At 72.3% G+C, this 22,976-nt stretch carries 23 protein-coding genes; 10 read left to right on the top strand and 13 right to left on the bottom strand.

Annotated features, from left to right (window positions below):
* Positions 1–31: 31 nt before the first annotated feature.
* Both ACLV7J_RS00950 and hemH read right to left on the bottom strand, forming a co-directional pair.
* Complete coding sequence (locus ACLV7J_RS00950; RefSeq protein ID WP_411867261.1) at positions 32–559, bottom strand: M23 family metallopeptidase; 528 nt, start codon at positions 557–559, stop codon at positions 32–34.
* Between the two features lie 52 nt (positions 560–611).
* The gene (hemH, locus tag ACLV7J_RS00945; RefSeq protein WP_411867260.1) at positions 612–1,787 is read right to left on the bottom strand and encodes a ferrochelatase; all 1,176 of its coding nucleotides are present in this window, start codon (positions 1,785–1,787) and stop codon (positions 612–614) included.
* A 142-nt stretch (positions 1,788–1,929) separates the two neighbouring features.
* Here hemH and ACLV7J_RS00940 point away from each other — a divergent pair, with 142 nt between their 5' ends.
* From ACLV7J_RS00940 to ACLV7J_RS00920, 5 genes are all read left to right on the top strand, one after another.
* Entirely contained in the window at positions 1,930–3,189 is a 1,260-nt protein-coding gene (locus ACLV7J_RS00940) for a site-specific integrase (protein ID WP_411867259.1), read from the top strand.
* A 38-nt stretch (positions 3,190–3,227) separates the two neighbouring features.
* A complete protein-coding gene (cobO, locus tag ACLV7J_RS00935; protein WP_411867258.1) occupies positions 3,228–3,893 on the top strand; it encodes a cob(I)yrinic acid a,c-diamide adenosyltransferase in 666 nt (221 codons plus the stop codon).
* Positions 3,894–4,035: 142 nt separating this feature from the next.
* Positions 4,036–4,749 carry a UMP kinase gene (gene pyrH / locus ACLV7J_RS00930; protein WP_255128260.1) on the top strand — a complete coding sequence of 238 codons (714 nt, stop codon included), beginning with the start codon at positions 4,036–4,038 and terminating at the stop codon, positions 4,747–4,749.
* A gap of 66 nt (positions 4,750–4,815) precedes the next feature.
* A complete protein-coding gene (frr, locus tag ACLV7J_RS00925; protein ID WP_411867257.1) occupies positions 4,816–5,355 on the top strand; it encodes a ribosome recycling factor in 540 nt (179 codons plus the stop codon).
* Positions 5,356–5,450: 95 nt separating this feature from the next.
* Entirely contained in the window at positions 5,451–6,608 is a 1,158-nt protein-coding gene (locus tag ACLV7J_RS00920; protein ID WP_411867256.1) for a geranylgeranyl reductase family protein, read from the top strand.
* A 37-nt stretch (positions 6,609–6,645) separates the two neighbouring features.
* Here the strand turns inward: ACLV7J_RS00920 and ACLV7J_RS00915 are convergent, their stop codons facing one another.
* The 5 genes from ACLV7J_RS00915 to ACLV7J_RS00895 all read right to left on the bottom strand — a co-directional run bounded on the left by ACLV7J_RS00915 (position 6,646) and on the right by ACLV7J_RS00895 (position 12,185).
* Positions 6,646–7,026: a Crp/Fnr family transcriptional regulator gene (locus ACLV7J_RS00915; RefSeq protein WP_411867255.1), complete on the bottom strand. Its 381-nt coding sequence runs from the start codon at positions 7,024–7,026 to the stop codon at positions 6,646–6,648.
* A 97-nt stretch (positions 7,027–7,123) separates the two neighbouring features.
* Positions 7,124–8,296, bottom strand: coding sequence for a transaldolase (locus ACLV7J_RS00910; protein ID WP_411867254.1), 1,173 nt, complete (start codon positions 8,294–8,296; stop codon positions 7,124–7,126).
* 24 nt (positions 8,297–8,320) lie between these two features.
* Positions 8,321–10,114, bottom strand: coding sequence for a peptidoglycan D,D-transpeptidase FtsI family protein (locus ACLV7J_RS00905; RefSeq protein ID WP_411867253.1), 1,794 nt, complete (start codon positions 10,112–10,114; stop codon positions 8,321–8,323).
* A 43-nt stretch (positions 10,115–10,157) separates the two neighbouring features.
* Positions 10,158–10,604, bottom strand: a complete 447-nt coding sequence (locus ACLV7J_RS00900; RefSeq protein ID WP_411867252.1) for a hypothetical protein — start codon at positions 10,602–10,604, stop codon at positions 10,158–10,160.
* Positions 10,605–10,679: 75 nt separating this feature from the next.
* Positions 10,680–12,185: a type II CAAX prenyl endopeptidase Rce1 family protein gene (locus tag ACLV7J_RS00895; protein WP_411867251.1), complete on the bottom strand. Its 1,506-nt coding sequence runs from the start codon at positions 12,183–12,185 to the stop codon at positions 10,680–10,682.
* A 145-nt stretch (positions 12,186–12,330) separates the two neighbouring features.
* Here ACLV7J_RS00895 and ACLV7J_RS00890 point away from each other — a divergent pair, with 145 nt between their 5' ends.
* Positions 12,331–13,683 carry a histidine phosphatase family protein gene (locus tag ACLV7J_RS00890; protein ID WP_411867250.1) on the top strand — a complete coding sequence of 451 codons (1,353 nt, stop codon included), beginning with the start codon at positions 12,331–12,333 and terminating at the stop codon, positions 13,681–13,683.
* Between the two features lie 18 nt (positions 13,684–13,701).
* Positions 13,702–14,982, top strand: a complete 1,281-nt coding sequence (locus ACLV7J_RS00885) for a dihydroorotase (protein ID WP_411867249.1) — start codon at positions 13,702–13,704, stop codon at positions 14,980–14,982.
* Here the strand turns inward: ACLV7J_RS00885 and lepB are convergent.
* Entirely contained in the window at positions 14,951–15,712 is a 762-nt protein-coding gene (gene lepB / locus ACLV7J_RS00880; RefSeq protein ID WP_411867248.1) for a signal peptidase I, read from the bottom strand. The two genes, ACLV7J_RS00885 and lepB, sit on opposite strands and share 32 nt — an antisense overlap.
* Positions 15,713–15,790: 78 nt before the next feature.
* On the opposite strand from lepB, the gene ACLV7J_RS00875 reads away from it, so the two are divergent.
* A complete protein-coding gene (locus ACLV7J_RS00875; protein ID WP_411867247.1) occupies positions 15,791–17,362 on the top strand; it encodes a hypothetical protein in 1,572 nt (523 codons plus the stop codon).
* 53 nt (positions 17,363–17,415) lie between these two features.
* On the opposite strand, the gene ACLV7J_RS00870 is transcribed toward ACLV7J_RS00875, so the two are convergent.
* Together ACLV7J_RS00870 and ACLV7J_RS00865 are read right to left on the bottom strand one after the other, a co-directional pair.
* Complete coding sequence (locus tag ACLV7J_RS00870; RefSeq protein WP_411867246.1) at positions 17,416–17,793, bottom strand: Spx/MgsR family RNA polymerase-binding regulatory protein; 378 nt, start codon at positions 17,791–17,793, stop codon at positions 17,416–17,418.
* 32 nt (positions 17,794–17,825) lie between these two features.
* Entirely contained in the window at positions 17,826–18,185 is a 360-nt protein-coding gene (locus ACLV7J_RS00865; RefSeq protein ID WP_411867568.1) for a 2Fe-2S iron-sulfur cluster-binding protein, read from the bottom strand.
* 171 nt (positions 18,186–18,356) lie between these two features.
* Between ACLV7J_RS00865 and ACLV7J_RS00860 the strand changes: the two genes are divergently transcribed.
* Entirely contained in the window at positions 18,357–19,037 is a 681-nt protein-coding gene (locus ACLV7J_RS00860; protein WP_411867245.1) for a class I SAM-dependent methyltransferase, read from the top strand.
* On the opposite strand, the gene ACLV7J_RS00855 is transcribed toward ACLV7J_RS00860, so the two are convergent.
* The 3 genes from ACLV7J_RS00855 to ACLV7J_RS00845 form a co-directional block, all read right to left on the bottom strand.
* A complete protein-coding gene (locus ACLV7J_RS00855) occupies positions 19,034–19,570 on the bottom strand; it encodes an inorganic diphosphatase (RefSeq protein WP_411867244.1) in 537 nt (178 codons plus the stop codon). The genes ACLV7J_RS00860 and ACLV7J_RS00855 overlap by 4 nt on opposite strands.
* The gene (locus ACLV7J_RS00850) at positions 19,491–19,835 is read right to left on the bottom strand and encodes a hypothetical protein (protein ID WP_411867243.1); all 345 of its coding nucleotides are present in this window, start codon (positions 19,833–19,835) and stop codon (positions 19,491–19,493) included. Before ACLV7J_RS00850 ends, ACLV7J_RS00855 begins: the two co-directional genes overlap by 80 nt.
* 398 nt (positions 19,836–20,233) lie before the next feature.
* A complete protein-coding gene (locus ACLV7J_RS00845; RefSeq protein ID WP_411867242.1) occupies positions 20,234–20,719 on the bottom strand; it encodes a hypothetical protein in 486 nt (161 codons plus the stop codon).
* Positions 20,720–21,026: 307 nt separating this feature from the next.
* Here ACLV7J_RS00845 and ACLV7J_RS00840 point away from each other — a divergent pair, with 307 nt between their 5' ends.
* Complete coding sequence (locus ACLV7J_RS00840) at positions 21,027–22,904, top strand: proline--tRNA ligase (protein WP_411867241.1); 1,878 nt, start codon at positions 21,027–21,029, stop codon at positions 22,902–22,904.
* Positions 22,905–22,976 lie beyond the last annotated feature (72 nt).

Below are 22,976 nucleotides of genomic sequence, written 5' to 3'. Positions count from 1 at the left end.
CTCAACGGAGGCTGCGTCGGCGGACACTGCCTCAGCGGAGGCTGCGGGCCCGGGCCATGGCCTTGAGGATGGCGCCGGGGTTGAGCCAGCGGCCCTGGTAGCGGATGCCCCAGTGCAGGTGGGGCCCGGTGGTGCGGCCGCTCATGCCCACGTGGCCGATCAGCTGGCCGCCGCGCACGCCCATGCCCGGCGCGAGGGCCACCGGACCGCTGCGGTACACCCCACCGGCGGCGGAGCCCGAGAGGTGGCAGTAGATGTGCTCGTAGGGGCCCGAGGTGATCACCAGGCCCATGCCGCAGGCGCCGTCGTTGATCACATCGGCCACCACGCCGCCCCACCAGCTGCGGATCGGCGAGCCCATGGGCGCGGCGATGTCGAGGCCGTAGTGGGGCTCGCTGCGGCCACTCGGCCCCACCCGCTGGCCGAAGTGGCTGGTGTAGCCCAGGAAGGTGGCCACGGGGAACACCCCCTGGCGCCAGCGCAGCTCCGCCAGGGCCGGCCGGCCGAGGGGGCCCAGGGCCAGGGCCGTCAGGCCCAGCAGAGCAGCCAGGCCGGCCATTCCCGAACGGGTGCCGCCCCGGGCCCCGGTCCAGCCCCGCCGGCGGCGGGAATCAGAGCAGGCCAATCGCATGCAGGGGGCCGCGACCGCTGATCAGCTCCAGCAGGAAAGCGGAAAAACCGAGCATCGCCAAGCGGCCGTTCCACACCTCGGAGCTGTTGTTCCAGCCCCAGGCCCACTTGTCCTGGGGGTAGAGCTTGACCCGCTTCGGCAGGGCCGCCGCCTGGTCGAGGTTGACCTCCGGGCCCTCCAGGGCGTGCTGCACCAGATCCGCCAGGCCGGTGATGAAGGAGGCGGTGGTATCGAGGGCGGGCACGCGGCGGAAGTTGATGATCCCCGCCTCCGTGGCGATCTCCCGGTACTCGATGTCGATCTCCTCGAGGGTCTCGATGTGCTCGCTCACGAAGCTGATCGGCACCACCACCAGGTCCTTCACCCCCTGCTCCCCCAGCTCGTGCAGGGCGTCGTCGGTGTAGGGCTTGAGCCACTCCACCGGACCCACCCGGCTCTGGTAGGCCAGGGTGTAGGGGTTGGGGTGGCCCAGGTCGCGCTCCAGCTTTTCCATGATCAGCCGGGCGCAGGCCTCGATCTCCTGCTGGTAGGGATCGCCCGCCTCCTCCACGTAGCTCTTGGGCACGCCGTGGGCGCTGAAGAACACGTGGGCGGTGGCCGGCTCCGGGCAGGCCTGGATCTCCCGGGCAATCAGCTCGGCCATGGCGCCCACGTAGCCGGGGTCGTCGTAGTAGCTGCGGATGCAGCGGATCGGCAGCCTCGAGAAGGCGGGATCGGCCTGGCGCAGGCGCTGCAGCTCCCGGAAGCTGGAGCCGCTGGTGCTGATCGAGAAGTGGGGGTAGAGCGGCAGCACCACCACCTGCTCGATGCCGTCGGCCTTGATGTCGGCCACGGCCGACTCGGTGAAGGGGTGCCAGTAGCGCATGGCCACGTAGCTGGTGGCCTCGATGCCGCGCTGGCGCAGGCTGCTCTGCAGCTCACGGGCCTGCTGCTCGGTGATGCGGCGCAGGGGCGAGCCGCCGCCGATCGATTCGTAGGCCGCCTTCGACTTGCCGGAGCGCAGGCTGCTGATCAGCCAGGCCAGGGGCTTCTGCAGGGCCGGGATCGGCAGCCGGATGATCTCCGGGTCGGCGAACAGGTTGTAGAGGAAGGGGCCGACGTCCTGAATGCGCTCGGGGCCGCCCAGGTTCAGCAGCACCACGCCGACCTTGGCCATGCCCGCTTCGTTCCAGCTAGGGGAGTTGGCGGTGAGCGTAACCCTGCAGGCCGTGGGCCCGCTGTCCGCGGCCGCTGGGGCCTCGACCGGACCGGGCGGGCTCGATAGGGTCAGGCCCCTGCCGGGCCCCGAGCGCCCCGTGATGTCGCCGCCGCCGCACCCGCTGGATGGGGAGATCCGCCGCCACAACGCCCTGCTGGCCGAGAGCGGCGTGGCCCTGCGGCTGGAGCGCCGCGGCGAGCGCCTGGGCCTGCGCGGGCCCCTGCCCTGCAAGCGCGGCAGCGGCCGCAGCCCCGTGCAGCGCCTCAGCCTCGGCCTGACGGCCGACGCCGCGGGCCTGGAGCAGGCCCGGCAGCGGCTGCGCCAGGTGCTGCAGCAGCTGCAGCAGCAGCGCTTCCGCTGGGACGCCTGGGGGGTGGTGCCCAGCAGCCAGGGCACCGGGGGCACGGCCGCTGGGCGCAGGCCCGCGGGCGGGGCCGCAGCCGCAGGAGCCGGGGGCCAGGGATCGCCCGCGGGGATCGCCCTGGAGCCGGCCCTGCGGCGCTTCGAGCAGGCCTTCGGTGCCGATCCGCGCCGGCGCCGCAATCCCGCCGGCAGCCGCAGCACCTGGACCGCCGCCTACCTCCCCTACCTGCGCCGCCTGCGCCGCCAGGCCGAGGCCGACGGCCATGACCGGCTGCAGCCACCGCTGCTCGAGGCCGTGCTGGAGAGCTACCCCCTCGCCTCCCGGGGCCGCCAGCAATGCGGCACCGCCCTGGCCGCCCTGGCCAGGGCCGAGGGGCTGGCCCTGCCGGCCGACTGGGGCGAGCGGGCCGGCGGCTACGGCCTGCACGCCGCCCAGTTCCGCCAGCTGCCGAGCGATCGCCAGATCCTGGGCGCCCTCGAGGCCATCCCCAACCCCGGCTGGCGCCTGGCCTACGGGCTGATGGCCACCTACGGCCTGCGCAACCACGAGGTGTTCTTCAGCGACCTCTCCGCCCTGGCCCCCGGCGGCGATCGGGTGATCCGGGTGCTGCCCACCTCCAAGACCGGCGAGCACCAGGTGTGGCCGTTCCAGCCGGAGTGGGTGGAGCACTTCGGCCTGGAGGCCCTGGGGGAGGCCCGCGAGCTGCTGCCGCCGGTGTGCACCGACCTGCGCCACACCACCCTGCAGCAGGTGGGCCGGCGGGTGGCCGAGCAGTTCCGCCGCTACGGCCTGCCCCTCACCCCCTACGACCTGCGCCACGCCTGGGCCGTGCGCACGATCCACATCGGCCTGCCGGACACGGTGGCGGCGCGGATGATGGGCCACTCGGTGGCGATCCACACCCGCACCTACCACCACTGGATCACCCGCCGCGACCAGCAGCAGGCGGTGGATACGGCGCTCGCGCGGGCGGGCCTACGCCAACGGGCCGCCTGAGCCCGCCAGAGTGCGCGCACCGCTGCAGCGCCCCACCCGTGCCGGACACCGAACTCGATCAGGTCGCCGCCGAACTGGGCCCGGGCGGTGACCTGGCCCCCGAGGCCGACCAGGACGGCTACCGGCGCCGCATGGCCCGCCGCAAGGAGGTGCAGCAGCAGCGGGTGGGCGAGCGCAACCTGGAGAAGGGCCTGGTGCTGGTGTTCACCGGCGACGGCAAGGGCAAGACCACGGCCGCCCTGGGGCTGGTGCTGCGCACCCTCGGCCACGGCGAGTCGGTGGCGGTGGTGCAGTTCATCAAGGGCGGCTGGCAGCCGGGCGAGGCCCGGGCCCTGGAGCTGTTCGGCGACGCCCTGGCCTGGCACGCCCTGGGGGAGGGCTTCACCTGGGAGACCCAGGACCGCGAGCGCGACCGCCAGCTGGTGCAGCGGGCCTGGGAGCGCTCGCTCGACTACCTCGCCGATGCCAGCCGCAAGCTCGTGGTGCTCGATGAAGTGAACGTGGCCCTCAAGCTGGGCTACCTGGCGGTGGAGCAGGTGCTGGAGGGGCTGGCCCTGCGGCCCGAGCTCACCCATGTGGCCCTCACGGGCCGCGGCGCCCCGCCGGCCCTGCTGGAGCGGGCCGACCTGGTGACGGAGATGAAGCTGCTGCGCCACCCCTTCCGGGAGCAGGGCGTGAAGGCCCAGGCCGGCATCGAGTACTGAGCCGACGGCTCCCCGGCGCGGCGGCGTCCTGCCGATCGCGCGGGGGGCCGCCGATGGGTGAATCGGCCCGGCCGCAGGGCGTTTCGGCGCCGGAGCGCACGCTTGCTACTGTTCGGCCGAAAGGTGCCGCGAGCGCAGACCGATGGCTTACCGGCGCGTGTTGCTCAAGCTCAGCGGCGAGGCCCTGATGGGCGACCAGGGGTATGGAATCGACCCCGCCATCGTGCAATCGATCGCCAGTGACGTGGCCCAGGTGGTGGCCACCGGCGCCCAGGTCGCGATCGTGGTGGGCGGCGGCAACATCTTCCGCGGCCTCAAGGGCAGCGCCGCCGGCATGGACCGCGCCACCGCCGACTACGTGGGCATGCTCGCCACAGTGATGAACGCCATCACCCTGCAGGACGGCCTGGAGCGGGCCGGCGTGCCCACCCGCGTGCAGAGCGCCATCTCGATGCAGGAGGTGGCCGAGCCCTACATCCGACGCAAGGCGATCCGTCACCTGGAGAAGGGCCGGGTGGTGATCTTCGGGGCCGGCTGCGGCAACCCCTTCTTCACCACCGACACCACCGCTGCCCTGCGGGCCGCCGAGATCGGCGCCGACGTGGTCTTCAAGGCCACCAAGGTGGATGGGGTCTACGACCGGGACCCCGCCCAGTACCCCGACGCCCGGCGCTACGAGAGCCTCACCTTCCAGGACGTGCTCAGCGGCGAGCTGGGCGTGATGGACAGCACCGCCATCGCCCTGTGCAAGGACAACGCCATCCCGATCGTGGTGTTTGATCTGTTCGGCCCCGGCAACATCGGCCGGGCCGTGGCGGGTGAGCCGATCGGCACCCGCATCACCCCCTCGGCCTGAACCCGCGGCTCCGCACCGGAGCAAGCTGGCCCCGTTCCCGTTCGTCATCTCCGCCTGAGTCCCGCCATGGATCTCGAAGCCAGCATGCGCAAGTCGGTGGACGCCACCCAGCGCACCTTCAACACCATCCGCACCGGCCGGGCCAACCCCTCCCTGCTCGACAAGATCAGCGTCGAGTACTACGGCGCCGAGACTCCCCTGAAGTCGCTGGCGACGATCTCCACCCCCGACTCCTCCACGATCCAGATCCAGCCCTTCGATGCCAGCTCGATCAACGTGATCGAGAAGGCGATCGCCACCAGCGACCTGGGCCTCACCTGCAACAACGACGGCCGCAGCATCCGCATCAACATCCCGCCCCTCACCGAGGACCGGCGCAAGGACCTCTGCAAGCTGGCGGCCAAGTATGCGGAGGAGGGCAAGGTGGCACTGCGCAACATCCGCCGCGACGCCATCGACAAGGTGAAGAAGCAGGAGAAGGAGGCCGAGCTCTCCGAGGACCAGAGCCGCGACGAGCAGGACAAGGTGCAGAAGCTCACCGACAAGTTCATCGCCCTGATCGACAAGCAGCTTGCCGATAAGGAAGCCGACATCCTCAAGGTCTGATCGACACTCCTCGCTGATCGAGAAGGCGCTCTGAATCGACGCCTCCTCCGGATCAGCAGCCAGCCCTGATCGGCCCCTCCCCACGCCGGACCGCCATGCCCGCAGACTTCGACGTGATCGTGGTGGGCTCCGGTGCCGCCGGATCGGCCGCCGCCTTTCACCTGGCGGCCCGGGGACGGCGGGTGCTGGTGCTGGAGCGGGAGCGCCTGCCGCGGCGCAAGCCCTGTGGCGGCGGCATGGCGGCGTCGGTGCAGCGCTGGTTCCCCTTCGATCTGGCCCCGGCGGTGGATCAGGTGATCGGCCAGGTGCGCTTCACCTGGTGCCTCGAAGACCCGGTGACGGCGGTGCTGCCCGGCGATGCCCCCTTCTGGATCGTGCGCCGTTCGGTTCTGGACGGCTACATCGGCGAACAGGCCTGCCTGGCCGGGGCCGAGCTGCAGGATGGCGCGCCGGTGGAGTCGATCAGCCGCGACGGCGACCTGTGGCGCGTGGTCACCGGTCCAGGCGCCGCCGCCGCGGGCGGTTCGCCGGCGGGGGTGGTCACCGCCCGGGCCCTGGTGGTGGCCGACGGCTCCGGCTCGCCCTTCGCCGCCCCCCTGGGCCTGGGCCCGCCCCGGCCCCGCTTCGCCTCGGCCGTGGCCGTGGAGGTGGAGGCGCCGGTGGCCGAGCCCGGCACGGCCCGATTTGAATTCGGCCTGGTGCGCCACGGCTTCTGCTGGGCCTTCCCCCGCAAGGGGGGCTACAGCATCGGCGTGGGCACCTTCATCGGCCGCGAGGCCACCGATGCCGATGGGGTGCTGGCGCGGCTGCTGCCCAGCCTGGGCCTGCCGGCCGGGGCGGGCGAGCGCTTCAGCTCGCCACTGCGGGTGTGGGACGGGCACCATCCGCTGCACGCGCCCGGCGTGGTGGTGGTGGGCGACGCCGCCTCCCTGTGCGACCCCTTCCTGGCCGAGGGGCTGCGGCCGGCCCTGCTCAGCGGCGTGCGGGCCGCCGAGGCCCTCGACCGGCACCTTGGCGGCGAGGCCGGAGCCCTGGCGGGCTACACGGCCGCCATGCGCGAGCAGTGGGGCGACTCGATGGCCTGGGGGCGGCGCATCGCCCAGGTGTTCTATCGGGTGCCGAAGGTGGGCTACCAGCTCGGCATCAAGCGGCCCACGGCACCCCAGCGCATCGCCCAGATCCTCTCGGGCGAGATGGGCTACGGCGACATCGCCCAGCGGGTGATCAAGCGGCTGCTGTTCCAGCGGGGCTGAGGTCCACTGCCAGGCGGGCAGCCCTGCCGCGCTCGGCCTACACCATCCGCGTGCAGTCCTTGAGCTTGCGCAGGCGCTGATCGATGGCGCTGAGCAGCTCGATGGCGAACATCGGCGACTCCTGCACGGCGAACAGGAACTTCTCGCGGTTCATCACCAGCAGCTTGCAGGGGGTGAGGGCGCGGGCATTGCCGAAGCGGCGATGCTCGGGGGTCACCAGGGCGCCGGCGCCGAACACATCGCCCGACTGGATCTGCTCATGGCCCAGGCCATCGTTCCAGTTCAGCTCAACGGTGCCATCGAGCACCCCGAACATGCAGTCGCCCATCTCGCCGGTGCGGAAGATGAAATCCCCCGGCGCGAAGTTGAGCACTTCGCCCTGGCTGGCCAGGGCGCGCATGGTGTCGAGGGCGTTCAACGGTTCACGCAATCCATGGGAATGGACCCAGTGTGCAACAGCCGGGTTAAGCCCAGGCCAAGGTCCCGGGGCTTGAGCCGGGCTCCGAGCCCAGAGCTCAGACGCTCTGCAGCGCCAGCGGCACCCCCAGGCCACCACGCACGTCCGCCGGCAGCAGGCGGCCGTCGTGGTCGGTGTCGAGGGCATCGAACACGGCATCGCTGCCGAGCCACTCCTCGCGGGTGATGCAGCCGTCGCCGTCGAGGTCGTTGAGCAGGAAGATCTCCTGGGCCGCGTGCTGGAAGGCCGCCGCCCCCTCCAGCTCCACGAGCCGGTGGGCCAGCTGGGCCTCCAGGGTCTCGATCGCCTTGCTGAAGCCGCGGATGCCCTCATCCAGCTTCTCGCTGGCCATCGGATCGGCCGCGAGCATGGCCGCAAAGCTGGCGGCATCGAGCTGCAGCTGGGCCTCGGTGGGGGCCGGATCGAAGGGGTTGAGCTTGCGCACCAGTTCACCCTCGCTGCTGCGCAGCTGATCCATCAGGGCCGGGGCGATGGTGAGCAGATCGCAGCCGGCCAGCTCGATGATCTCCTCCACATTGCGGAAGCTGGCCCCCATCACCTCCGTCTTGTAGCCGTAGGTCTTGTAGTAGTTGAAGATCTGGCTCACCGACACCACGCCCGGATCCTCGGGGCCTGGATAGCTGCTGCGGCCGGTGCTCTTCTTGTACCAGTCGAGGATGCGCCCCACGAAGGGGGAGATCAGGGTGACGCCCGCCTCGGCGCAGGCCACGGCCTGGGCGAAGCCGAACAGCAGGGTGAGGTTGCAGTGGATCCCCTCCCGCTCCAGCTGTTCAGCGGCGCGGATCCCCTCCCAGGTGGAGGCGATCTTGATCAGCACCCGCTCGCGATCCACCCCCTGCTCGGCGTAGAGGCCGATCAGCTTGCGGGCCTTGGCGATGGTGGCCTCAGTGTCGTAGCTGAGCCGCGCATCCACCTCCGTGGACACCCGGCCCGGCACGATCTTGAGGATCTCGGTGCCGAAGATCACCGAGATCTCATCAAGGGCTTCCAGCACCACCTCCTCGGCCGGGGCCTCGGGGCCGATCACGGCGCGGGCGCCCTTGAGGGACGCGTCGATCAGGGGCTGGTAGGTGGGGATCTGGGCCGCCGCCAGGATCAGCGAGGGGTTGGTGGTGGCATCCCGCGGCGTGAACTGCCGGATGGCGTCGATGTCGCCGGTGTCGGCGACCACCACGGTCATGGCGGCGAGTTGGTCGAGCAGGTTGGCCACGGCGAGCCGGCGGTTGGCCTCAAACTAGCCAGCCCGGCCAGGGGCAGAACCGCTTGTCTTGGTGCGGTGATCGCTCGGGGCACTGGGGGGGATCTTCTCGAGCACCAACAGCGCCTCGATGATCTGGCGGGCCACCGGCAGGGCCACGGTGGAGCCGTAGGCATTGCCCCCCTGGGGTTCATCCACCACCACCAGCACCACGAAGCGGGGATCATCCACCGGCAGGTTGGCCACGAAGCTGCAGATCCGCGCCCCGGGGATGTAGATGCCGTTGAGGGCCTTCTGGGCGGTGCCGGTCTTGCCGCCGATGCGGTAGCCGGGGATCTTGGTGCCCTTGCCGCTGCCGGTCTGCACCACCGTCTCCATCCAGTTCAGAACGGTCTTGGCGATCTCCGGGCGGATCAGCTGCACGCCGGAGGCCGGCGGCGGCGGGGCCAGGTCGTCGCCGGAGCGCAGACCGCGGGTGATGTGGGGGCTCACCAGCCGGCCGCCGTTGGCGAGCATGGCGTGCAGCTGCAGCAGCTTCAGGGGCGTGAGCGAGAAGCCCTGGCCGAAGGCGGCGGTGGCCGGCTCGATCGGCTGGGTGACGAACTGCTCGCGGGTCTTGAGCTCACCGGCCACGGCACCGGGCAGGTCGGTGTCGGGCACCTCGTCGATGCCGAGGCGGCGCAGCCACTCCCAGTAGGTGGCCGGCTTGACGTTGCGCATGGCCTGCACCATCGCCACGTTGCTGGACACCTGCAGCACCGTGGGGAAGTCGATCAGGCCGTTCCCGCGCCGGTCGTGGTTGAAGATCGGCCAGCCACCGATCGTGAGCTGGCCCGTGTCGTTCACCTTGCCGGCCGGATCAATGGCGCCCTCCTGCAGGGCGATCGCCAGGTTGATGGGCTTGAAGGTGGAGCCGGGTTCGTAGAGGTCCTGGACGCTCCACTCGCGGAACAGGCCGGGGGAGTACTTCCAGAACTGGTTGGGGTCGTAGGTGGGCGTGGAGGCCAGGGCCACCATCTCGCCGTTGCGCACGTCCATCACCAGGGCCACGCCGCGCTTGGCCTTCCACTGCTTCACCTGCTTGGTCAGGGCCTGCTGGGCCACCTGCTGCAGGCGGGCATCGAGGGTGAGCTGCAGCCGCAGGTCGTCGCCGTAGATCACGCCGGGCCGCAGGCCATCGGGCAGGGGCGTGCCGTCGGCGCCGCGGCGCAGCGACAGCTGGGCCTCGTGGCGCTTGAGGTCGCTGTCGCGGCTCTGCTCCAGGCCCGCCTGGGGCACCCGCTCCAGGTTGAGGAAGCCCACCACGTTGGCGAACAGGCCGCCCTGGGGATAGAGGCGCTGGGGGTAGGGCTCGAGGTCCAGGCCACTGATGGCGAGCTTGCGCACCCGCTGGGCGGTGTCGGGGTCGAGGTCCGAGGCCAGCTTCACGCCGGACTTGCGGTCGCCGAGGTTGCGCATCAGGTCGGCCATCGGCACCGCCAGCACGGCCGAGAGCTTGCGGGCCACATCCAGGGACGGTCGCACCGTGCCGGGGTCGTCACCGGGGAAGGCGAAGTAGCGGGGGTGGGCCCAGAGGGTGAAGCGCTCCTCGTCGAGGGCCACCAGGCGGCCCTGGCGATCGACGATCGTGCGGCGCTTGCCCAGGGGCTGGATCGTCTGGGTCTGGATCGCCCGGGCCCGGTTGAGCAGCTGATCGCCCTGGACCACCTGCACCCAGGCCAGACGGGCCGCCAGGCCCACCAGGCCGGCGCTGAGGATCGCGTAGACAGCGACGAGGCGACCGGCCGGGACGGGCTGAAAGTCGACAACCCGTGCAGGGCGGGGCCGCACGGCATGGCCGGCGGGCCGCTGACGCTGGCCGCCGCTCACCACCTCAATAGCCCGCCAGAATCTGGCGGGGGCTGACGCCGGCCAGCAGCGAGCCCATGGCGGCGGGCCGATGGGGCACGGGGGCCGGCAGGTAGACGAGTTTCTCGGCGCTGGTGGGCACCAGGCGGCCGGGCTTGCGGGCCACACCCAGGTGGTGCTGCTCCAGGATCGCGGCCGATTCCTGCAGGCGGTGCTCCAGCACCTGGGCCGTCTCCAGGCGCTGGTAGGCCTGGGTCCACTGGCCCTGCCAATGCAGGGTGAGGCCACTGAGGCCCAGCACCGCCAGGCCCAGGCCGCTGAGGGCCCCATCGGCCACCCGGTGCAGGCTGGCCAGCCAGGGGGCCTGACGCTCCACCCTGCGGGCGGAAAGCGACCCCTGGATCAGGGCGAAGGAGCGCTGGCGCGGCGCCCGGTTGGCCCGGCTGGGCGAAGAAACGGGAACGGCGACCACGGTGCCGGGGGGATAACTGCGCAAGTGAACCACGGGCCGCCCCCCCCAGCAAGGCAACCGCAGCAGACCGGTTCATCAGCTGCCCAGCAGCACCAGGTTGCTGAAGGTCATGGCGTTCCAGAGGGCGTGCATCAGCACCGAGGCCCCCAGGCGGCCGCTGCTCAGCCGCAGCCAGCCCAGCCCCAGCCCCAGCACGAACAGGGCCGGCAGTTCCCCGAGGCTGAGGTGGGCCACGGCGAACACCGCCGCACTCACCACCACACCCCAGGCCCCGCCCAGCTCCCGGGCCGCCACCGGCAGCAGCACGCCCCGGAAGATCGTCTCCTCGAACAGCGGCGCCAGCAGGATCGCCGTGAAGGCGAAGCAGGCCAGGGCCGGCAGGTTCTGGCTTTTCAGCACCAGTTCCAGCAGCGGATTGCTGCCGCCCGCGTCACTCCACAGCTGGGCCTGCAGCCAGCCCACCACGCTCACCAGGGGCAGCACCATCAGGAAACCCACAAAGGCGCGGCGGGCCGTCACGCCCAGGGGCACCCAGCGGAACTGCAGCCAGCCCCCCGCCGGGCCACTGCCCAGGCCCCGCAGCATCAGGGTGAGGATCACCAGCGGGCCCGCCATCAGCCCCAGGTAGAGGGCCACCACCGTGACGCCGTCCCGCAGGGGGCCGGTCAGGCCCAGCAGCAGGAGCCCCCGCTGCACCAGCGGCGTGAGCAGCACCGGCGTGAGCAGCTCACCCACCACCACAAAGCCGCCGGCCACCAGCAGCACCACGTCCACCCCGCTCAGCAGCGGGCCCTGCAGGGGCGCCACGGGCAGGGGGCCCTGGCGCCAGCGCAGCCACAGCTGACGCACCAGCAGGCCCAGGCCCAGCAGCAGGATCAGGGCCGGCAGCAGGTTCACCACCAGCAGCTGGCGGGCGGCCCGACGGGCCGCCGGCGCGGCGCCGCAGGGCTCGGGACTGCCCGCCAGGGCCGCGCAGCTGAGCTGCTCCAGCAGGGGGCCGCGGCCCAGGGCTGCGGCCTGGGCGCGGGCCTCGGCGGGGCTGAGGAGGGGGCGGGCGGCGGCGGTGTCCAGGGCTGGGGCGGCCAGCAGGTCGCGGGCCAGCTGGCGCTCCGCAGCGCTGCTGTGGGGGTCGTCGTCAGGGCGGGCGCGCACCTGCTCCAGAAGGGCATCGCCCTGGCGGCGGTCCTGCTGGCGGCGCAGCAGCAGGGCCCGCTCCAGCAGCAGGTCGGCCGCGGCGGGCTGGCCCGCCTCCTGGCGGCGCTCGATCTCCTGGAGCAGGTGCTCCTGCAGCGTGACCTCGGGGTCGCTGCCGGCCAGGGCTTCGCCCAGGGGCTGGGGCAACTCCGGCGCCGCCAGCACCGCCAGCTCCAGCTGGCGGCGGGTGAGGTCATCGCCCACGGAGGGGCGATCCAGGCTGGCGAGCAGACCGTTGATCCAGAGCAGCAGGCTGATGGCCAGGCAGAGCAGGGCCAGCAGCCCCTTCCAGCCGGCGGCGGACGGGTCGCGTGGGCGGGTCGATCCGCCTGGAACCGGTCCACCCCTGGCCCGGGCTCCGCCCTCCGGTCCGCCGCCTGCGCTCACCCAGCCCGCTCCGTTGTGGCTTGATTCTCTCCGCCTGTGCGGCGCCGCTGCGGCCCAGGGGCCCGTCCGGGGAGGGTCGGCGGCGGTTCGGTCGGTCCGGACTGCTCCAATACGATCCAGCCAGACCTGTTGCAGCGCTGCGCCCGTGTCCCTCCGGATCCTGCTGGTTCGCCATGGCCTGAGCAGCTTCAACGTGGAGCACCGCATCCAGGGCCGCGACGACCTCTCCTCCCTCACCGAGGAGGGCTTTGCCCAGGCCCGCGCCACCGGCACGGCCCTGCGGGACCTGACGATCGACGCGGCCTACACCTCGCCCCTCAGCCGCGCCCACGACACCGCCCGGGCCCTGCTGGAGGCCCACGGCGGCGGCCTGGTGGCCGTCCCCGACAACGACCTGCTGGAGGTGGACCTGGCCCCCTGGAGCGGCCTGCTGGGCACGGAGGTGCGCGAGCGCTTCCCCCACGAGCACCGGCTCTGGTACCACCACCCGGAGCAGCTCAGCCTGGAGCGCCCGGATGGCACGCGCTACGCGCCGATCCCGGAGCTGATGGAGCAGGCCGGCCGCTTTGCCGCCAGGCTGCTGGCCGCCCACGACCCCACCGCCGCCGAACCGCAGACCGTGCTGGTGGTGGGCCACAACGCGATCCTGCGCTGCCTGCTGCTCAGCCTGCTGGGCCTGCCCGCCAGCGGCTTCCGCCGGCTGCGCATCGACAACGCCTCCCTCTCGGTGCTGAACCTCAGCCCGGCCGAGGGCGGCGGGGTGACGGTGCAGATCGAGTCGCTGAACGGCACCAGCCACCTGCACCCCGAACTCTGCGGCTCGACGCTGCCCGCCAAGGGCACCGGCCCGCGGCTGCTGCTGGTGCGCCACGGCGAGACCGACTGGAACCGCCAGGGCCGCTTCCAGGGCCAGATCGACATTCCCCTCAATGAGAACGGCCGGGCCCAGGCGGCCGCCGCCGGCGACTACCTCAAGGGCGTGAGGGTGCACCGGGCCTACACCAGCTCCATGGCCCGCCCGCGCCAGACGGCCGAGGGGATCCTCCAGCACCACCCCGGCGTGCCCCTCACCAGCGTGCCCCACCTGGTGGAGATCGGCCACGGCGCCTGGGAAGGGCAGCTGGAGGAGGAGATCGCCGCCGGCTGGCCCGAGCTGCTGGCCGACTGGAAGCGCTCCCCCGAGACCGTGCAGATGCCGGAGGGCGAGACCATCCACGACGTGTGGGACCGCTCGCTGGAGGGCTGGAACCGGATCGCCAGCAGCCTCCACCCCGACGAGACCGCCCTGGTGGTGGCCCACGACGCGGTGAACAAGACGATCCTCTGCGCCCTGCTGGGCCTCAGCCCCGCCGACATCTGGGCCGTGAAGCAGGGCAACGGCGGCGTGACCGTGATCGATTACCCCCACGGGCCGGATCAACCGCCGGTGGTGGTGTGCCTCAACCAGACCGCCCACCTCGGCGGGGTGCTGGATCGCACCGCCGCCGGCGCCCTCTGAGCCCCACCCGATCCGCCGATGGCCACCCCGCGCCTCCTGAGCCAGGTCCAGCTGCTGGAGGGGCCAGGCCTGCCGCCCCGCCGGGCCGATGTGCTGCTCGAGAACGGGCAGCTCGCGGCGGAGGGGGAGCCGGCCCGCACCCGGGCCGCGGCCCTCGGGCTGAGCCCCCTGGACGCCAGCGGCTGGTGGCTGGCGCCGCCGCTGGTGGATCCCCATTCGCTGCTGGAGGATCCCCACACCGGCCGCGCCGAGACCCTCGACTCCCTGGCCCGCTCGGCCGTGGCCGCCGGCTATGGCTGGGTGGCCCTGCTGCCCCAGGCCCGGCGCTGGCGCGATGCCCCGGAGGCCCTGCAGCTGACGGCCCCCGCCGGCTCCGGCCTGAGCCTGGGGCTCTGGGGGAGCCTCTCGTTGGGCGGTGATGGCCAGGAGCTGGCTGCCCACGCCGAGCAGCTCGCCGCGGGGGCCCTGGGCCTGGCGGATGGACCCCAGCTGCCGCCGCTGGCCCTGCTGGAGCGCAGCCTCGCCCTGGGGGAGATGGAGGACGCCCCGGTGCTGGTGGCCCCGCGGGATCGCGCCCTCGGCCAGCAGGGCCTGGTGCGCGAGGGCGTGGAGGCCCTGCGGGCCGGCTGGCCCATGGATCCCCCCCTCAGCGAGACCCTGCCCCTGCAGGGCCTGCTGGCCCTGGCCGCCCAGCACCCAGGGCGGCAGCTGCGGCTGATGAACCTCTCCACCGCCGCGGCGGTGGCCCTGCTGGCGGCCCTGCCCGCCGCCGATCGCCCGGCGGCCAGCGTCAGCTGGTGGCACCTGCTGGCCGACAGCGGCAGCCTCGATCCGATCGCCGAGGGCTGGCGGGTGGAGCCCCCCCTCGGCACCCCCTCCGACCGCACGGCCCTGATCGACGCCCTGGCGGCCGGGGTGCTGAGCGCCGTGGCGGTGCACCACGCACCGCTGGATCCCGAGGAGCAGCTGCTGCCCCTGGATCAGCGCAAGCCCGGGGTGGCGGGCCACCGCTTCGTGCTGCCCGCGCTGTGGCAGGAACTGGTGGTGGGCCGGGGCTGGAGCCCCGAGCAGCTCTGGCAGGCCCTCTGCTGGGGCCCGGCCCGCTTCCTGGCCCAGGAGGAACCGCGGCTCACGACCGGCAGCAGCGCCTGGATCCTGTTCGATCCCCAGCAGCCCTGGGACGCCTCCAGCGATCCGGAGGCTCCCCTGGCCGCCAACCAGCCCCTGGCCGATCGTCAGCTGCGGGGGCAGGTGCTGGCCACCGGGCTCAGGGCTTCGCTGTGGCGGGGGCCGGCCTGAGCGGATCGGGGCTGTCCAGGGAGCCGGCCGTGGTGAGGGGGTAGAAGCGCCAGAAGGCGCGGCCAATGATCTCGCTGGTGGGCAGGAAGGCGCCGCCGGGCCAGAAGCGGCCGTCCCAGCTGTTGGCCCGGTTGTCCCCCAGGGTGAGCACGTGGTGGGGGGGCACCACGCCGGAGAGCGGACGGCAGGGACCCATGCCCTGGGAGTCCACGGGGCAGTAGGTCTTCACGTAGGGCTCCACGAGCCGGCGGCCGTTGACAGTCACTTCGCCGCGGGGGTTGACCACCACCCGATCACCGGCCACCGCCACCACCCGCTTGATGTAGGCGTCGCAGGCGGGCTCATGCAGGCCCGGAATCGAGCTCACCAGGGGCAGGTTCACCAGCAGGCAGCGCAGGGGGCCGGCCTGGTGGTCGGCCTTGAGCACCGGATCGAAGTGGTGGGGCGCATGGAACACCACGATCTCGCCGCGCCGGGGCGCCCGGCTGCGGTAGCTGAGCTTCTCCACCAGCAGCCGGTCCTGGATCTGCAGCCCGGGCAGCATCGAGCCCGACGGGATGAAGCGGGCCTCCAGCAGCACCTGGCGGATCCCCAGCGCCACCGCCAGGGTGATCAGCACACCGCGCCAGAAGTGCCAGGGGCTCTCCTCGGCGGGCTCCGGGGGGGCCGACGGCTCGGCGGCTGGCGCGCCGGGGTCCGCCAGCGGGGATGGCTGATCGTGTCGGGACAAGGGTTGCGGCCGCCGGGCTGCAGGGAGGATCCGGCAGATTAGGCCGATCAGGCCTCCCCACCCCCCGTCCGCTTGCCGATGGTGCGCCCCCGCTGGCTCCTGACTCCGAGGGTGGCGGTGGGCCGCAGCTGGCGGATCTGGGATCGGGCCGTGGCGATCTGGGCCGGCGTGAACCTGGTGTGGGTGGCCTTTGACCTCACCTACGTGCCGCTGCGCACCTTCTGGCTGCAGCGCAACCTGCACCCGCTGCCCTCGCTGCCGCTGGTGATTCCGCTCACCGCCTTGCCGGATCTCACCCGCGTCTACGACCCGGTGAAGGGCATCGAGCACCACCGCGAGACCGAGGACTGGCTGGCGGGCTTCGCGCGCATGGACCGGGCCCTCGACGGCGAGGCCAGGGGCGGCACCGGCAGCGGCGCAGCCAGCAGCGACAAGACCGGCAGCGGCAAGGCCGCAGGCAGCAGCAACAAGACCGGCGACCAGTCCACCAGCGCGGCACTGCGACGCCAGCAGGTGGCCCTCACGGTGCTGATGATCGAGGAGAACCCCTTCCTCGATTCCGGCAACGCCGGCACCCTCGAAAAGATTAAGAACCGGCTGCGCCAGCGGGCCGGCGACGAATCCGCCAAGCAGGCCACCGCCCTGCTGCTCAGCGACCGCTGGCTGGCCAGCCACCCCTGGAGCGAGGAGGAGCGCTTCTGGCGCCAGCAGATCCTGCCGCTGGTGGAGACCGGCTACTGGCGCTCGATCGACGAGAACGGCCGTCCCACCGACCACTTCTGGCGCTTCGATCTACTGCTGTTCCAGAGCGTCTTCGCCCTCGACATCCTGCTGCGGGTGGTGCGGCTGCGGCGCCGCTTCCCGGGCCTGAGCTGGCGGGATGCGCTGCTGCGGCGCTGGATCGACCTGCCCCTGCTGCTGCCCTTCTGGCGCTGGCTGCGGCTGGTGCCGGTGCTGGAGCGGCTGAGCACCGCCGAGCTGATCAACATCGAGCCCCTGCGGGCCGTGATCAGCCGGGCGGTGGTGTCGCTGCTGGCCCTGGAGCTGTTCGAGGTGCTGGCGCTGCAGCTGGTGGACGGCACCCAGTCGCTGATCCGCTCGCCCCAGTGGCCCCGCTGGATCCGCAGCCTGCGCAGCCACCAGAGCGTGAGCGTGAGTGATGAGCGGGAGGTGGTGGAACTGCTGAGGCTATGGGGCCCAATGGTGCTCGGCCAGGTGGCACCGCGGCTCTCGCCCGAGCTGCAGGGGGTGCTCGGCCACGCCCTGCAGCAGAGCATGCGCGATGTGCCCGGCGGCGTCCTGCTGCCGCCGGCCCTCAGCCGCCAGCTGGCGGCCGGGGTGGTGGAGAGCCTGCTGGAGCTCTCGCGCAGCACCGCCGATCGGCTGGCCCAGCGCGACAACCTTCAGGTGGAGCTGCTGCAGCGCTTCGGCGATCGCTTCTGGGATGAGCTGGCGGCGGCGCTGGAGCGGGGCGGGGCGCTGGAGCGCAGCCAGCAGCTGCTCTGCACCCTGCTGCAGGAGCTCAAGCTCACCTACCTGGCCCAGGTGAACCGCGCCGGCATCGATGCCCTGATGGACGAACTGGATGAGCTGACCACCCCGGCAGGCCCCGGGAGCCCCGCCGGGGAGGGTTCCACGGCAGGCGGCTGAGAGCCAGCCTGTCCCCTGTTAAGAGGGGAAGGCCGGCATGGGGGAGGGACGGTTCAGAGGCCCAGGGCCGCCGACCACTCCTCGGGCTTGAAGCCCACCAGGGCCTGACCAGAAGCGGTGAGGGCGAAGGGCCGCTTGATCAGCTTGCCGTCGGCCGCGAGGGCCTCCAGGGCCTGCCCGTCACTGAGGGCAGCCACGGCCGCGGCCCCGAGGGCCCGGTAGCTCTGGCCGCTGGTGTTGAACAGGCGCTTGCGGTCCCCCAGGGCCGCGAGGGCCTGACGCAGCTCATCGAGGCTGGGCGGGTCGGCCGTGATGTCGACCAGCTCCAGGCCTGAATCGGGGGAGAGGCCCCGCTCAGCCAGCCACTGCAGCGCCTTGCGACAGGTGCTGCACTTTGGATAGCTGTAGAGGCGCAGGGGTGCGGTGCTCACGCCTGAATCGCGGCGGGGTCAACGCTGCTGGATCACTTGCCGAGCAGGGCCTTGAGGGCACCCACCAGGCTGTTGGAGCCCTTGCCCACGCCGCCGTCGGGGCGGGTGCGGATGGTCACGTCGCCGTTGACGCTGGTGCGGCAGCTCAGGCGGTAGTTGGCCGGGCGGTCGGCCAGGTACACCTGCTCCACGTCGGAGCGGGGGGAGAGGTTCTGCATGCCGTCCACCACCTCCACCACGCAGGTGCCGCACTGGCCCACGCCACCGCAGTTGTTGAGGTTGTTCAGGCCCTTGTAGGGGTTGATGCCGGCGTCCAGGGCCGCCTTGCGCAGGTTGGCGCCCTCGATGCAACCGACCTGCTGGCCTTCCTGTTCGAAACGGATGGTGGGCACGGTCGGACGGGGGATCACGGCGCCGACCAACTTACCTGGCCGGCGTCGATGGCCCGGCGGATGCAGGCCTGACTGTTGGCGGCTGAAACGGAAGTGGCGCCCCGATGCCTCGGGCTGGAGACGGCGCTGGGGTGCCTACGATCGCCCCAGAGTGGGCTCAGCCCTGCCGCCATGGTCAATCCGGCCGGTTACGACCACCTGCAGCGCCAGCTGATCCCCGGCTACGGCAGCCTGGCCCGCCTGGGGGTGGCCCTGCTGGCCGTCTCGCCCCTGGCGGAGGCCCCGGGGGCCGAGGTGCTGGTGGCGGGCTGCGGCACCGGCGCCGAGCTGCAGGAGGCCGTGGCCCAGCGCCCCGACTGGCGCCTCACCGCCATCGATCCCTCGGAGGCCATGCTCGACGAGGCCCGCAGCCGCCTGGAGGGCGCTGGGGCGTCGATCCACTGGCGCCAGAGCACGGCCGAGGCCCTCGCCGACGACCCGGGCTGCCAGGGCCGCTTCGCCGGCGCCCTGTCGGTGCTGGTGCTGCAGTCGCTGCCCGATGACGGCAGCAAGCTGGGCTTCCTGACGGCCCTGGCCCGCAGCCTGCAACCCGGCGGCCAGCTGGTGCTGGTGGATCTGATGCAGCCCTCGCTGCCCTCGCTGCAGGAGCAGCTCACCGCGGCCTGGCTGGCCTTCCAGCGGGCCAGCGGCCTGCAGGCCAGCGACGCGGACCTGGCGCCCTTCACCCACGGCCTGCACCCGGTGGGCCTGGCCCGGCTCACCAGCCTGGTGAATGCGGCCGGCTTCGGCGATCCGGCCCGGATCTTCCAGGCCCTGGGCTACGAGGGCTTCCTGCTGCAGCGGCGCGGCTAGGGCGGCGTCCCCCTGCCGGCCGCGGCCTGGGCCGCCGCCACGCAGCGCTCCAGCAGCTCGGGCACCGCGCCGGCGTCCAGCCAGCCCTTGATGCTGGTGGGACGGCCCTCCATGTTCTTGTAGATGCGGAAGAACTCCGCCACCTCCTCCAGCTGATTGGGGGCGATCTGGCGGTAGCTGCGGATCTCCTGCTGGCGCGGATCGGCCGCCGGCACGCACAGCAGTTTGCCGTCGGGGGCGCCGCAGTCGATCATGTCGAGGATGCCGATCGGCCGGGCCGCGATCAGGCAGCCGGCAAAGGTGGGCTCCTGCATGATCACCAGGGCGTCGAGGGGGGCCCCGTCATCCGAGAGGGTGTTGGGCACGAAGCCGTAATCGAACGGGTAGCGCACGGAGGAGTGCAGCACCCGATCGAGGGCCATCAGGCCGGCCTCGGCGTTGTACTCGTACTTATTACGGCTGCCGGCGGGGATCTCCACCACCAGGTTCACCAGGCCGGGTGCCGGCGAGGCCGGCAGGCTGCGCAGATCCATCGCGTCGGAGGGCCGGTGGGGCTGGGTCGAGGCCGGACCTGTCGCTGAGCACGCTGGCAAGCGGCAGCAGCAGGGTGGCCAGGGCGATCAGGGCGCCGATCAGGGGCGCGCCGCTGTCGAGGAGGGTGGCACTGGGGGACTGGACCAGACGACTGTCCGGGTCCTCGCCTGGGTCAGCGTCGAAGTCGGCCTGGGGAGCACCGGATCGGCTGGCGCCGAGGGCCAGGTTGTCGGAGAGGGATCGGGGAGGGGGGTCGGAATCCATGGAGGCAGGGAAGGGAACCACCCATCGCGGTGAGCCGGGTGCGGCGACCGGGTCGCTGCGGGCGGAAGGCGCTGCACGGATCGCGGATCGCCGATGACGGCATAGCCAGTCAGCGGGAGATCAGGGCGAGCCGAGCCGGCGGGTTCCGGGCTCTCCCCCGCCGCCGGTGGGCGAGCGGGGCACCGGCCGGGCCTGGGGCGACGGTCGGGGATGGGGGGATGGGGCCGCAGGGGACCCGACCGGAGCAGAACTCCGGCAAAGCAATCCAGCTTCATCTTGACACCCCTGGCCAGACCAGGGAGGTCAGAGGGGCCAGGCCACACAGTCGCTTGCCTCAAGCCTGCCGCAGGGTCCAGCCAGCGCAGCGGCCATCGAGCACGTCGACCGGGCTCAGACGCTCAGGCCGCGGGACGGGCCTGGTCCTGCAGCTCGCGCTTGCTGCTCAGGCTGGTGGGCAGGCTGGAGGAACTGCCCAGCAGCTCCCGGATCGCCCGCAGCTCCTCGAGGATCGAGCCGAGCAGCTGCTGGGTGGCGGTGGACGGGGAGTTGAGCACCTCCACCGTCACTTCTTTGATGCGCAGCACGTCCCGGGCGAAGCGGGCCACCTCGTTGGGGTGGAAGAGCAGCGGCTCCTTCTGGTCGGTGCGGTACTCGGGATTGAGCTTGCGCGGGTTGAAGGGCGGGTTGAGGTTGCGGGGATCGGTGTTGGTGTAGCGGTACACCGAGGCCCGGGAGCGGTTGAGGGAGCGCTGCACCTCATCGATGCCGATTAGGGCCTCCGCGGTCTCGGAGGCGACCGCCTCGCTGATGCTGTGCAGGGCCGAGGCCAGGCCTGCAGACGCACCAAGACCGGTGGACACCGCCGACGCGCTGGACACCGCCATGCCACTGGAAGCCGCCAAGCCGCTGGTTGCGCCCATGCCGCCGTTTGCAAACGTGGGGGCGGTCATGAGACGACGCTGCGACAACTGGGATTCACCGGCCGACCTTAGCAGAGCTTTTCCAGTTGCCCAGGGAATTTTGGGGTGTCTGGACGGGCTCTGTGGCGCTTCTCGAAGCGGTCGAACGAGACTGGCGCGGACCGTGGACTGGAGGCTGCTGCCGGCTGGGCTGGTGTGGCCATCCAGTCTCACCCCTGGGTGGCCGGCGGCTCGGTGATAGCTTCCGGCCTCCCCTTCCCTGGTCGTGGCCATGCGCGTCTCCCGCCTGATGCTGGTGACGCTGCGGGACGACCCCGCCGAGGCCGAGATCCCTTCCCACAAGCTGCTGCTGCGGGCCGGCTACATCCGCCGCCTCAGCCCCGGCATCTACGCCTACCTGCCCCTGCTCTGGCGGGTGCTGCGCAAGGTCTCGGCGATCGTGCGCGAGGAGCTCGATGCCACCGGCGCCCTCGAGACACTGCTGCCCCAGCTCCAGCCCGCCGAGCTCTGGCAGCGCAGCGGCCGCTGGGCGGGCTACACCGCCGGCGAGGGGATCATGTTCCACCTCCAGGATCGCCAGGGCCGGGAGCTGGGCCTGGGGCCCACCCACGAGGAGGTGATCACGGCCCTGGCGGCGGATCTGCTGCGGTCGTACCGGCAACTGCCGGTGAACCTCTATCAGATTCAGACCAAATTCCGCGACGAGATCCGTCCCCGCTTCGGCCTGATGCGGGGTCGCGAATTCATCATGAAGGATGGCTATTCCTTCCACGCCGATGAGGCCTCCCTGCGGGAGACCTATGCCGCGATGGATCAGGCCTACCGCCGCATCTTCAGCCGCTGCGGCCTGCGGGCCGTGGCCGTGGAGGCCGACAGCGGCGCCATCGGCGGCTCGGCCAGCCAGGAGTTCATGGTCACGGCCGATGCCGGCGAGGACCTGATCCTGGCCAGCCCCGACGGCAGCTACGCCGCCAACCAGGAGCGGGCCGTGTCCCTGGCGCCGGAGGCCCTTCCCCTGCCCGGCGGCGCCCGGGGCGACGGCCAGGGGGATCCCCTAGACACCCCGGGGCAGACCAGCATCGAGGACCTCTGCGCCGGCCACGGCTTCGCCCCCAGCCAGACCGTGAAGGTGCTGCTGCTGCTGGCGCGCTTCGAGGCGGGGCTGGTCCAGCCCGTGCTGGTGAGCCTGCGGGGCGACCAGCAGCTCAACGAGGTGAAGCTGGCCAATGCCCTCACGGCCCGCCTGGGCGGCGACCACGGCGCCCTGCTGGCGGTGGCCCCCCTGGCCCGGGAGACCGTGCGCGACTGGGCTGTGCCCCTGGCCCTCGAGGCCATCCCCTATGGCGCGATCGGCCCCCACCTCCCCGATTCCGTCCTGGCGGACGGGCGATCGACTGAGACCGCCGCCCTGCCTGGCGGCAGCAAACCCGCCCTGGACCGGGCCTTCCTGCGCCTGGCGGACCACACCGCGGCCGAGCTGCCCGCCTTCGTGTGCGGCGCCAACGCCGCCGACACCCACCTGGTGGGGGCCGCTTGGGGCGCCCTGGCCCCGCGCCCGGAGAGCCTGGACCTGCGCGCCGCCCAGCCCGGCGACCGCTGCCAGCACGACCCCAGCCAGCAGCTGGAGGCCAGCCGCGGCATCGAGGTGGGCCACATCTTCCAGCTGGGGCGCAAGTACTCGAGCGCCCTGGGGGCCACCTTCACCAATGAGGCCGGGACGGACGAACCCCTGTGGATGGGTTGCTACGGCATTGGCGTATCGCGCCTGGCCCAGGCGGCGGTGGAGCAGCACCACGACGCCAACGGCATCTGCTGGCCCACCGCCATCGCCCCCTTCGAGGTGATCGTGGTGATCGCCAACGCGGCCGACGACGGCCAGCGGACCCTGGGGGAGCAGCTCTACGCCGACCTCCAGGCCGCCGGCATCGATGCCCTGCTGGACGACCGCGGAGAGCGGGCCGGGGTGAAGTTCAAGGACGCCGATCTGCTGGGCATCCCCTGGCGGGTGGTGGTGGGCCGCGGCGCCGCCGAGGGGCTGGTGGAACTGGTGCAGCGCTCCGGCGGCCTCAAGCAGGACCTGGCCGCCAGCGCGGTGGTGGACACGCTGCTGGGACGCCTGCAGGTGGAGCGGGCGGGCCTGGCGATCTGAGGCCCCCGCTGCCCACGCCCTCGCGGCCACCGGCACGGCCGTGAGCGAGGGTCCGGGTCGCCGGCAACTCCT

Origin of the sequence: Vulcanococcus limneticus LL, assembly GCF_943369875.1 — a bacterium.
Lineage (GTDB): Bacteria > Cyanobacteriota > Cyanobacteriia > PCC-6307 > Cyanobiaceae > Vulcanococcus > Vulcanococcus limneticus_A.
This window is presented reverse-complemented; position numbering and strand designations above follow the sequence as displayed.